Source organism: Parachryseolinea silvisoli, assembly GCF_021190955.1.
Lineage (GTDB): Bacteria > Bacteroidota > Bacteroidia > Cytophagales > Cyclobacteriaceae > Ohtaekwangia > Ohtaekwangia silvisoli.
Map to the genome: position 1 here is coordinate 1,030,093 of NZ_JAIOAO010000002.1, position 11,375 is coordinate 1,041,467.

General features: G+C 50.0%; 9 protein-coding genes. 4 read left to right on the forward strand and 5 right to left on the reverse strand.

Annotated elements, in window-relative coordinates; all coding sequences use genetic code 11:
- Positions 1-2 precede the first annotated feature (2 nt).
- The 4 genes from K7P01_RS14220 to K7P01_RS14235 form a co-directional block, all read right to left on the reverse strand.
- Positions 3-1,031, reverse strand: coding sequence for a sensor histidine kinase (locus tag K7P01_RS14220; RefSeq protein ID WP_267294061.1), 1,029 nt, complete (start codon positions 1,029-1,031; stop codon positions 3-5).
- Positions 1,032-1,122: 91 nt separating this feature from the next.
- The gene (locus K7P01_RS14225) at positions 1,123-2,553 is read right to left on the reverse strand and encodes a fasciclin domain-containing protein (protein WP_267294063.1); all 1,431 of its coding nucleotides are present in this window, start codon (positions 2,551-2,553) and stop codon (positions 1,123-1,125) included.
- 142 nt (positions 2,554-2,695) lie between these two features.
- A complete protein-coding gene (locus tag K7P01_RS14230) occupies positions 2,696-3,547 on the reverse strand; it encodes an isoaspartyl peptidase/L-asparaginase (RefSeq protein ID WP_267294065.1) in 852 nt (283 codons plus the stop codon).
- Positions 3,544-4,446 (reverse strand): cyanophycinase, encoded by a 903-nt coding sequence (locus tag K7P01_RS14235; protein ID WP_267294067.1) that lies wholly within the window; start codon positions 4,444-4,446, stop codon positions 3,544-3,546. The genes K7P01_RS14230 and K7P01_RS14235 overlap by 4 nt, the downstream gene beginning before the upstream one ends.
- 120 nt (positions 4,447-4,566) lie before the next feature.
- On the opposite strand from K7P01_RS14235, the gene cphA reads away from it, so the two are divergent.
- Together cphA and K7P01_RS14245 are read left to right on the forward strand one after the other, a co-directional pair.
- Positions 4,567-7,188, forward strand: a complete 2,622-nt coding sequence (gene cphA, locus K7P01_RS14240; RefSeq protein WP_267294069.1) for a cyanophycin synthetase — start codon at positions 4,567-4,569, stop codon at positions 7,186-7,188.
- 256 nt (positions 7,189-7,444) lie between these two features.
- Complete coding sequence (locus K7P01_RS14245; RefSeq protein ID WP_267294072.1) at positions 7,445-8,443, forward strand: RraA family protein; 999 nt, start codon at positions 7,445-7,447, stop codon at positions 8,441-8,443.
- 131 nt (positions 8,444-8,574) lie between these two features.
- On the opposite strand, the gene K7P01_RS14250 is transcribed toward K7P01_RS14245, so the two are convergent.
- Positions 8,575-9,483 (reverse strand): WD40/YVTN/BNR-like repeat-containing protein, encoded by a 909-nt coding sequence (locus K7P01_RS14250; protein ID WP_267294074.1) that lies wholly within the window; start codon positions 9,481-9,483, stop codon positions 8,575-8,577.
- A gap of 152 nt (positions 9,484-9,635) precedes the next feature.
- On the opposite strand from K7P01_RS14250, the gene K7P01_RS14255 reads away from it, so the two are divergent.
- Together K7P01_RS14255 and K7P01_RS14260 are read left to right on the forward strand one after the other, a co-directional pair.
- Positions 9,636-10,544 (forward strand): winged helix-turn-helix domain-containing protein, encoded by a 909-nt coding sequence (locus tag K7P01_RS14255; protein ID WP_267294076.1) that lies wholly within the window; start codon positions 9,636-9,638, stop codon positions 10,542-10,544.
- Between the two features lie 151 nt (positions 10,545-10,695).
- Positions 10,696-10,896, forward strand: coding sequence for a hypothetical protein (locus K7P01_RS14260; protein WP_267294078.1), 201 nt, complete (start codon positions 10,696-10,698; stop codon positions 10,894-10,896).
- The last annotated feature ends 479 nt before the right edge of the window (positions 10,897-11,375 follow it).

Below are 11,375 nucleotides of genomic sequence, written 5' to 3' on the forward strand. Positions count from 1 at the left end.
GATTAACTGGGATCTACCTCTACCAATGGAACTGTAACAATAAACTCGTTGTCTGTTTTTTTGATCTCGACGGGCTTACCGCTCAGGAATTCGTATCGTTTCTGAATATTTTTCAAGCCTACCCGTGCGGAGGGCTCCTTGATATGCTTCTCCTGAAGGTTGTTCGATACGGAGATCGAGCCATCCACGGCGGTGATGTTGATGCGGAGGGGGGCTTTCCCCGACACGATGTTGTGTTTGATCGCATTCTCAATCAGCATTTGCAGCGTAGCCGGTGCGATGTGGAACTTATACACATCGGTGGCAATGCGTTTAACGATAGAGAGGTTGTCTCCGAACCGGATCTTAAGCAAGAACAGATACGAGTCGATGAAATCGATTTCTGCCTGAAGCGATACGATCTTTCGTTCCTGGCTGTAGAGCAGATATCGGTATACATTCGAGAGTTGCGCGATGAACCGGGCGGACGTGTCGGCATCCTTATAAACCAGGTTGGAGAGGGCGTTCAGGCAGTTGAATAAGAAATGCGGATTGATCTGGTTTCGGAGCGCTTCGAACTGCGCTTCGATGCTGTCCTTTTCGAATTGTTCAGCGCGCAGCTCGGCAACCCGGTAGCGGTCCACAAAATACCAGATGGCATTCACACAGTTCAGAAAGAGATTGACGCGAAAGCCGAACGCCACCACCAATGTGTAATGAGCTGCATTCCAGGTCAGCTCCCGGCCGAGCACAAGGTATGATGCAGCAAGGGCCACCGCCGCCGCGATCATGGCGTTCAACTGGCTGAGGATAAAGAGTACAATCAGGGGGTGAATCTTGCCTGCGAAGCGTTGATATAGCGTGTCGAGGTGGTGATCGATGAGCCTGTTCAGTTCCCAAATCCCAAGCACAACCACCAGTAATAAACCAAACAGTACGGGTACAGGGACGGTGAAATCGAACAGCCTGTCGCCTACGACGAACAGAATATTAACGAGCGAGTACGTGGCCAGGAGCAGAATCAGCAGGTACCGGTATTTTGTACGAAACATAGTTTTGTCCGTTACGCTAATTCCAAAGCTCTGTGAAAAAAAGCTCACACCCTGCTAACAAGGTGTGAGCCGATTTGTTTGCTCCTTACTGTTAATCAGGGATCAATACCCGATCAATGGTATGGATCACGCCGTTGGTTGCCAGCACATTGAGCAACGCTGCGTTGGTGTTCAGATTGGCCACGTTGCCGCTTCCGTCGGTAATTGTTTTATTGGTGGCACTAACCGTTACGTTTCCGTTGAGGGTGGGCACACTTCCGTCTTTCAGGTCGGTGGAAAATACACGGGCGGCTACGACATGGTGCTGTAGCACGGCTGTCAGCGTGGCCAGCGGGATGTCGTCGACGCCATCGACCTCCAGTGCCTCGTACAGCTGCGCGAAGGCAGCATCGGTCGGAGCGAACACAGTGAGGTTAGCGTCTCCATTACTCACGGCGGCGAGCAGGTCTGTCTCTGTGCCGCTGGTTCTGGCCAGGGCGGCTACGAGCTGCGTAAACTGCGGGCTGCCGGCGGTCGATAAATCGGAGGCAATGCCGGCGATGGTCTTTGACGGCGGCATCAGCGTGCGATCGATCACGTGCACCACGCCATTCGAACCCAGGATATCCGTGGTGGTAACTTTCGTTGTTCCATTGATGAATACGCCGGCGGAGCCGTTATTACTCAGGTAAAAATCACCGCCCAGGGTAGGGATTGTTGCGCTACCCGAAGGGAGCTCAGCAGCACGCACCTCGTCATCGATAACGTGGTATGCCAAGACCGCGCTCAGCGTCTCCTTACCCGGCAGCGTAGTAATACCCGCAGCCGTGAACGCTGCATTTGTCGGGGCAAACAACGTAAGTTTCTTGTTCGAAGGGCCATTGCCCAGCAACGTTGTCATGATCGACGCATCAGCGGCTTTCACGGCGGCGATCAGCGTGGTGAAATTCTTGTTGAAGTATGCGGGGGCCACAATGGTGCCTACAATTGGCCTGACCGAAGGCGGCACCAGTACGGCGTCGACTACGTGTACAATTCCGTTGGACGCTGTGACGTCGGCGGTGGTCACTTTCGTGGCGCCGTTAAGTTTTACACCGCCGGTGACTGTCACGGCAATGTCTTCACCGTTGGCGGCTTCCACATTGCCGTCTTTCAACTCACTGGAGCGTACCGCGCCGGACGTGACGACGTGATACTGCAGTACATTTTTGAGCACGTCCTCCGGAATGTCATCCAGGGACTGCTGGCCGATCGCCGTCAATAGATTCGTGAACGCGGTATTGGTGGGAGCGAAGACCGTATAATTGCCGTTACCGCTGAGCGTTGAGACCAGGTCGGGATACTTCGTCAGCGCAGTGACCAGCGACGACAGGTTGCTGTTACCCTGGGCTATTGCAACAATCGTTTTTTCGTCCGTCGACGGTGAGTCATCGTCATCATCGCTACAACCCGAGATAAATACGAGTGATGCTACCAATGTGAGCGCCATCGCTGCTTTGCGCATGGCCGGCTGCCATACATGTTGTTTACTATTTACTTTCATATGCGTTAATGGGTTTTGGTCATTACCAACCTATTAACCCGTTCACGGCTGATTTGATTAGCGCATGGGCGCCGGGGAGGGGACTATGTGGTGTGAATCGTCAGTTTTTTGGCGTGAACGGCCGGCGTGCCGGGAGACCGATTTACTTAAACATGACAAGTTTTTCGCCATCGAATGAGGCGAACACCATGCGGGGATGTGAGTCGATGTAAAATACGTTTCCGTCTTTATCTAACGCGATGGCGCCGGCAAAACCGTCGAAGGGTTTTAGCTCGGCGAAGGTTCTTTTACAGGCTTCGTGAAGCGGTACGCCGTCGGTAACGCGGGTTACGATCTTGATCGCTACCGCGCCGCTCACGATATCTTCTCCCACTCCGGTGCATGACACGGCACACGCTGCATTGGCGAAATTACCGGCGACGGTTGCAGAGTCGGATACTCTTCCGGGTAATTCAAATCCTTTTCCACCGGTCGATGTTGCAGCCGCAAGATTGCCGTGGCTGTCGAGCACCACACAGCCAACCGTTCCCACGCCGGTGGAGGCGAGTTTGGTTTCGTATTCTTGTCTGCGTTGTGTTGTTTCGGTGCTGAAGTGTTTGAACCCGTGCACGCGCGCAAAGCGGGTGGCACCTTCACTGCTCAGAACCCGGTCGTCGACCTCCAATAAACATTCGGCTACGCGAATTGGGTTTTTTACATCCTCTATATTAATGACGCCTGAGAACTTCAAACTTACACCATCCATCAGGGAGGCGCTCATGCGGATCTTTCCGTCGCGCTGAATCTGCGAACCGGTGCCTGCATTAAAGAGATCGCAATCTTCCAGTAATTCAACAGTATATACGACAGTTTCAAGCGCGCTATGGTTCTGAACAAAGAGATATGCTTTCCGGATGATATCTGCCAGGGCATCCTGCTTGGCTTTCTTTATATGATCTGTAGTACCTGCCTCGCTGAAAAAGCCACCGTGAACGATAATTTTTGCCTGGGTCATGGATGATGGGATATATTTTTTGCCAGCACGCTTTTTGTCGCTTTGTGTACGATGAGCTTGTGTGTTTCAAGGTCGTACAAACTTCCCTTCGCCATGACATGTACCACGAGGTGCTCGATGGAGATAGGCTCGCCCAGTTCAATTTCAGTGAGATTGGTGTCATTAATAAAGCGGCCATCGACCAGGATTACAAGCCCCGATCCGAGCGCTTCCATTTTTTTGCCATCGATGATGAGCAAGCCTGTATCCTCGCCCAGTCCGATTCCCAGCACCATGGGGTTGCCGACCACGGCCTGAAATAGTCTGCCGATCCGGCCACGGTGGACAAAATGGGTATCGATGATAACATGATTGATCAGGCCCAGACCGCTGGTAATCTTTACTTCTCCCTTCAACAAGGCCTCTGTTGCCGAGCCCTGGTAGATCATATTGTTAGAGCATGCTGCTGCACCGGCAGACGTACCGGCGATGACAACCGACTCATGCTGATACTTCGACAGCAAGTTGCGATGAAAGGCTGTACCTCCTAAAATAGAAGTAAGGCGCAGCTGATCACCACCGGTGAACATGACAATGTCGGCTTTTGCCAGGCGATCGTTGATCTCCTCGCTGTTCGCTTCTTCACGTGTTTTGATACCCAGTATGCCGAGGTTCGTAGCGCCCAGATGCTGGAACGCTTTTTCATATTCATGGCCTACTTCTTCGGGTACCTGCGAGGCGGTGGTGATGACTTCAATACGCGAATTGTTGTTGTGCGCAGATTCTGTAACGATTCGCCGCAGGATGCCGCGTTCGAAAAAATTGAAATTCTTCTGAACCTCCTTTTCGTCGTGCTCTTCGGTAAAACTGCCCTTATCGACTGCTCCCCCGACCACAATGAGTTTACCCTTCGGTACCATATCGATCGATTGTTTCAAAATTCCTTCAATGTTAGCCCATTCAGACCTATAATCAATTTGAATTCACTAATTACTTTGCTTAACCTTATCCGGTGAAGCAGAAGCGGATCAGTCCCCATCATGAAAATACTGAAGATTCAGGCCCTGCGCGGGCCTAATATATGGAGCGTTAACCGTAAGAAACTGATCCAGATGCGCCTGGATATCGAGGAGCTGGAAGATCGCCCTACCAATATGATCGATGGATTTGGAAAACGCCTTGAAGCGATGTTTCCGACCATGTATGAGCACCGCTGCTCAGAAGGACGACCGGGTGGCTTTTTTTACCGCGTGGAAAAAGGAACATGGATAGGACACGTCATTGAGCACATTGCACTGGAGATCCAAAGCCTGGCGGGGATGGAGACCGGTTTCGGACGAACGCGTGAGACGAAGACCCGGGGCATCTATCATGTAGTGTTCAGCTATGCGGAAGAAAATGTGGGACTGTATGCCGCGGAAGCCGCTGTGCGTATAGCCGAAGCATTGATTCAGAACGCCGAATACGATGCCGGTGCCGACATTCGTACGATGCGGGAGATTCGCGAAGATGTTCGTCTCGGTCCGAGCACGGGATCGCTGGTGGGTGAGGCCGCGTCACGTGACATACCCTGGATCAGGCTGGGCACGAACTCGCTGATACAACTTGGGTATGGTGTGAACCAGGTTCGGTTCCAGGCCACCATTACGCAAAATACCAGTCACATTGCTGTCGATATTGCGGGAAACAAAGCACAGACAAAAAAGCTTCTGAAGATGGCCGCTATACCGGTAGCCGTGGGAGACATCTGTTCTTCGGAGGAAGACCTTCAACGAATCATCGAAGAGATCGGCTATCCCATTGTGATCAAGCCCCTCGATGGTAATCATGGTAAAGGCGCTTCCATTAACGTGAACGCCTGGGAAAAGGCGGTGGAAGGGCTTCACCATGCGCAGACATATTCGAAGCGGGTTATCGTGGAGCGATTTATTACCGGCAACGATTACCGGATACTCGTGATCAATAACCAGGTAGTTGCGGCGGCGCAGCGCGTTCCTGCCCGCGTCATCGGTGATGGCGCGCACACGATACAACAACTCATTGATATCGAAAATAAAGATCCGCGCAGAGGATATGGGCACGAGAACGTACTAACGGAAATTGCTGTAGACCGGGATACCCTGGACCTCCTCGCGCTGAAACAGTACACGCTGGACACGGTGCCGTCACAAGACGAGGTGGTATACTTAAAGTCCACGGCCAATCTGAGCACCGGGGGTACATCGATTGACGTCACCGACAAGATGCATCCGGAAAATATCTTTGTCGCCGAGCGCATTGCCCATGTCATTGGACTTGATGTCTGCGGCATTGATATTATGGCGGCAAACCTCACGCTACCATTGAAGGAAAGTGGTGGTGTTGTACTGGAGGTAAATGCAGCGCCCGGATTCCGCATGCACCTTGCGCCTTCCGAGGGCCTGCCGCGCAACGTAGCGGCGCCTGTGATTGATATGCTGTATCCTCCCGGTAAGCCATCGCGAATTCCCATTATTGCCGTGACAGGAACCAATGGTAAGACGACGACGACGCGTCTGCTTGCGCATATCATTAAGAACGTAGGGTACCGTGTAGGATTCACAACCTCCGACGGAATTTATGTTCAAAACCATTTGCTGGAGAAAGGTGACACCACGGGACCGCTCAGCGCGGAGTTCATATTAAAAGATCCCACGGTTCAATTTGCCGTACTGGAAACGGCCCGTGGTGGTATACTACGTTCAGGTCTTGGCTTTAGCTTGTGTGACATCGGTATCGTGACCAATATTACCGAAGACCATCTTGGCATCAGTGATATCAACACCCTCGAAGACCTTGCCATGGTAAAGTCCGTGGTGGTACGTAGCGTTAAAAAAGATGGCTGGGCTGTATTAAACGCGGAAGATGAAAATTGCGTCGGCCTCGCGAAAGGCCTGGATTGTAAGGTGGCTTATTTCAGCATGAATGAAGCACATCCCGTTATTGTTGAACATTGTAAAGCCGGCGGGATCGCTGCGATCTATGAAAATGGATATGTTACCATTAAAAAAGGTGACTGGAAGATCCGCATTGAGAAAGTCACCACGATTCCGCTTACGTTCGGTGGAAGGGCGAAATTCATGATCGGCAATATCCTGGCAGCATCGCTGGCTGCCTATCTATTCGGGTTTAAAACCGAAGGCATCAAGCTCTCGCTCGGAACGTTTATTCCTTCGCCGGCGCTCACCCCGGGGCGGATGAACATTTTCAACTTCAAGAACTTTACGGTGATGATAGACTTTGCGCATAATCCTGCGGGGTTCATTGCTATCGATGAGTTCCTGAGCACCATCAACTCGCCAAAAAAGATCGGCATTATGGCGGGTGTGGGCGATCGCCGCGATCAGGACATCGTAGAGATCGGAAGGCTTGGGGCGAAGATGTTCGATCACATCATTATACGGCAGGAGAAGCATTTGCGTGGACGACTGGAAGAGGATATTGTTGCGTTAGTGGTGGAGGGGATTAAATCGGTTGACAAGCATGTTACTTATGAGACCATTCCCAAAGAAGTGGAAGCCATTAAACATGCCATCTCCATTGCCGAGCCGGGTACGTTCATTGTGGCGTTGAGTGATGTGGTGACCAACGCTATTGATATTGTACAAGAGTATCTGGATAAAGACTCTGAACCCTTCTTGTAATACGGCAGCCCCGCCTGCCTTTTTACTCAGACGAATGATACCGACGGATGCACGTCCGTATGATGCGCCGGGCATTCACTATGTATGTACTGGCTGGTGCCTCACGTGAAATTCACTCCAAATTTTGAGATTATAGTAAATTTTCTGTGCACACACAGGTCCTTCCGGTAACATTTCCATAGCCGGCGGTGAATTATCCTAAATACTTGTTAACATCACTAAATATTTAGTAAGACAATCATTTAACGTCAATCTTATGATACGCTTAAATAAAGCATCAACGCGCTCAAAAAAGACCAGTCCGCTTTCCACATTTTCGAGCTATCGATTGTTTACCCTGTCAATACTAATTGTTTTTGTACTTTTCGTCAGTAGGCAGGCGGTTGCTCAGCAGGTGGCGCTTTCGCGCGAACAGGTTATTGCATTGACGTCAGAATGGAAGGACGAACGCTTATCCGACGGACGCCCCAATGTACCGGATCGCCTCCTGGCGCGACTGAAAAATATTTCACTTGAAGAAGCATGGGGTGTGCTTCGTAATGCCGGGTACAACAATCAATTCGAAGGCGATTGGATGATTCTAAAGCCTGGACAGACGCTTGTAGGCCGCGCACTCACGGTACAGTATCTACCCAAACGGCAGGATTACGATAACGCCATCAAAGCGAAAGGAAAAGCGGAGAAACGCATTGGCGGATTTAACTCTTGGGCAATCGACATGCTTAAGCCAGGGGATATTTATGTGGCAGATGGTTACGGGAAAATTATTGACGGTACCCTGATCGGCGATAACTTGGGAAACTCCATCTATACTAAATCAAAGAATGGCGTTATCTTTTATGGATCGGTTCGCGATGCCGAGGGCCTCGAGAAGATCGAGGGCTTCAACGCGTGGGTTAAGGGGTATGATCCTTCCTACATTCAGGAGATGATGTTGGGAGGGATCAATGTTCCCATTCGTATTGGGCGGGCTACCGTGCTTCCTGGTGATGCTGTGCTGGCAAAAAAAGGAGGTATTGTATTTATTCCGGCCCACATGGTAGAGGATGTCGTGATTAACGCGGAGTTTATTGCCTTACGCGATATGTTCGGCCACCAGCGTCTCCGCGAGGGAAAATATACTGCTGGCCAGATCGATCAGCAGTGGTCTGACGACATCAAGAAAGATTTCCTGCAATGGCTCGACCAGAACCCTGATAAGCTCCCGATGTCACGGTCCGAGCTTGATGTCTTCATGAAAAAAAGGACCTGGTGATGAAAAACACCTTGATCCAGAAAACCAAGTTAGGTTGCTCCCACTCCGGAGTGGGACAAACAACCAGCAGCCATAGAAATTTATTTAAGGCTAAAAGTAGCAGGCCCCGGACCGGGTCTGCTACTTTATTTTCAGCAGCCGCCGTTCTTGCGGGCGACTAATATTCCAAACGGCGTTACGAGTATATTGTTGAAAGACATATCGGCGGGAAGGCCGGTGTTTTGGAATGGCCGATTTTCACGTAGGGAACGGAAAGAATTCTTCCATGGGGTCAGCAAAACAGGGGGGCTCGCGGGCGTGATGCGGAAGGTATGGGACGCGGACAGCATGTCAGGCATGAATGATCTCTTGTCATTGACCTGGCCCAGATAGACACTGTCACCGTCATTTCTGGAAAGAGATTTTGTGCTGTCGGTGCAATGAGCATACGGTGCACTCCACGACTCGCCACGATCTTCGGAACGCAATTCGCCGAGATTTGTGCTGGCAAACAGTACGCCGTCGGCTTCTCTAAAATCGTTGACCCGCATGTTTCCGGTGATATGTGTCCACGATGTTCCCTCGTTTCTGGACGCATAAATGCCCTTGTCTGTACCGGCAAACAGTGTGTTATCCTGTGCGTAGAAACAATGTATGTTCAGCGTCTTGAGCCCGGTGCTGGATTCTTTCCATGAGTTTCCATGATCGCGCGACGAAAAAATGCCCTTTCCAAAGCTTCCAATAAAAAGCATGTTACTATGATCGGCAATGGATGAGGTTAAGATGTCCTTCGGCAACCCATGTCCGGCGCGATTCCACGATTTTCCATCGAACGATTTGAAAACCCCATAATTCAGGGTAGTCATCACTATTGCATTGTTCCGGGTTACTACCCACGAGCTGATATTAGCATCGTCCGGGAGACCTGTGCTGGCGGGTTTCCAGGTTTCACCCTGGTCGGTTGTTAAAAACACACCTGCCTCGTTTTTTGGCGGTTGACAAAAGCCGGTTGTGGCCAGCACGAGCGCGGCTAAAAGAACTTTGATACGTTTCGCTTTCATACGGTTTGTTTTTGTATAGCCAAACCTATCCACACACGTTACCTTCTTTGTAAAACGCATGTAAAATGATGTTAATGAAATGTAAAACCTTCTAAACGCATCCGTTAAGCCCGTATCTTTGTTTTCTTGTTTCTCGTTAACATCGTAAAAGCATGGTGTACCTCCGTTCCATTAAACGATATCGCCCTTTTCTTACCGTTGCCATTGTCGTGTTGGCGGGGCTGTTGATCTTTCAATTGTTCCACCTTACCCGGCGGTCCGTAGGCGTTGCGCCTTCCGCGGCAACGATCAATTTGGCACTACGAAGCGTGAGTGATAAACTTCTGACCAGCGAAGGACGGCCTACGCAGCGCATCAGGCCTGTGAAGCAACTTTCGCTCAGCACATACCGCGTACAATTAGACGCGCCGATTTCCTACAACGTCCTGGACTCGCTGGTTAAAACAGAGTTTCGTTCCCACGCCATATTAGCGCCCTTCGAATTGGCAGTATACGATCACCGGTTTGATTCATTGTTGTTCGGCAATCTCTATGCTAACGGTATTCGTTCGGAAGGCACACCGGTTTGCCTGGGACGTGAGCAGATAAGTGTTCCGATGGATTTCACGGCTAAGTTCTATGAACATACAACGGAGGCTGCCACCACGGAGAATATGTGGTGGCTTGTGCTGCTGAATGGCCTATCGATCACGGGCGTAGCCTATTGCCTGATGCTTACCAATAGGAAAGAAGAAAAATCCGTTGTTACGGATGCGTCGCAGGTATACGCCCTGGGCTCCCTCGCCTATGATTTTACCAATCAGCAGATCACGTCTAAAGCCGGTGTGGTGGAGCTTACCTACAAGGAAGCAAAGCTGCTGAAGTTATTCTGTGTAAATCAGAACCAGGTCATCTCGCGCGATGCCATACAGAAAGCAATCTGGGAAGATGAAGGCTATTTCGTTGGCCGGAGCATGGACGTGTTTATTTCACGGCTTCGGAAATTACTGAAGGAAGACCCGGCTGTTTCCATTGTTACCATTCATGGCGTTGGCTATAAACTTTCAGTTAACGCGCAGTAGATGTTATGTTGTTCAGCTCTTTGCTGCAAGAAGTGTCTTTCTTTTTTGTGATCGCCGGCAGAACTATTTTCTTGATTTCAAATGAATTACTTACTTTCTGATTCTTTCACGCTAAATGTCCTGTATCTTTGCGTGCAATTAAGTTTGAATCATGAGAAAAGTGTTCCTCTTTGCTATTTCGGTTTTGCTTGTACTCTCATCGTGTCGCACGACTAAAGTGCCGCCAGGCCAGGCGAAGAAAGTAACTAACCCGCCTCCCGGGCAGGTGAAAAAGGTCACGGGTAGTAAGTCTGCTGCGCCGTATGCGCCCGGTCAACAGAAGAATAAATCGAAGGGGAAGAAGAAAGGGTAGTGGCTCCATTTAGCCCGCGGTAAAACGTGCCGTAGAATATAGAGACATCTGCCGTACTTTTTAAGTATTCATTGGCGTTTTTCCGTTGTTGTGTGTAAGCATACCCTCCATCACAGGAAAAAATCCATGTTGCATTATTCGTTCAGTTCGAAGCTATTACAAAAATTTCGCGCTATAAAATTACGTCGTTATCAGTAGCGGGATCAGCAGGATGCTCTCTGTCAAAGAGACAATTATTTTTTCTGAACCAGCATACATCGAACCGGAATACTCGTCACCATAACGTTTGCGCATCGCCGCGGCGTGATACGTACTTACTGTAACCTGCATCAGCCTATGGAATGCCGATGTGTATATGATACCCTTATTTATCACCTTAGCAAAAATCTATTTTATGAATATATATACCGTCCTACACGTAAGTAGTGCTACTGACTTATAGAGGACAATTTGACAATTATAGAAATACACTGTGTGAA

Bases quoted from the DNA above. Each gene is read 5' to 3' on its own strand.
- K7P01_RS14245 (WP_267294072.1), top strand. From the start codon at position 7,445: ATGATACGCTTAAATAAAGCATCAACGCGCTCAAAAAAGACCAGTCCG.
- K7P01_RS14250 (WP_267294074.1), bottom strand. From the start codon at position 9,483: ATGAAAGCGAAACGTATCAAAGTTCTTTTAGCCGCGCTCGTGCTGGCC.
- K7P01_RS14255 (WP_267294076.1), top strand. From the start codon at position 9,636: ATGGTGTACCTCCGTTCCATTAAACGATATCGCCCTTTTCTTACCGTT.
- K7P01_RS14235 (WP_267294067.1), bottom strand. From the start codon at position 4,446: ATGGTACCGAAGGGTAAACTCATTGTGGTCGGGGGAGCAGTCGATAAG.
- K7P01_RS14220 (WP_267294061.1), bottom strand. From the start codon at position 1,031: ATGTTTCGTACAAAATACCGGTACCTGCTGATTCTGCTCCTGGCCACG.
- K7P01_RS14260 (WP_267294078.1), top strand. From the start codon at position 10,696: ATGAGAAAAGTGTTCCTCTTTGCTATTTCGGTTTTGCTTGTACTCTCA.
- cphA (WP_267294069.1), top strand. From the start codon at position 4,567: ATGAAAATACTGAAGATTCAGGCCCTGCGCGGGCCTAATATATGGAGC.
- K7P01_RS14230 (WP_267294065.1), bottom strand. From the start codon at position 3,547: ATGACCCAGGCAAAAATTATCGTTCACGGTGGCTTTTTCAGCGAGGCA.
- K7P01_RS14225 (WP_267294063.1), bottom strand. From the start codon at position 2,553: ATGAAAGTAAATAGTAAACAACATGTATGGCAGCCGGCCATGCGCAAA.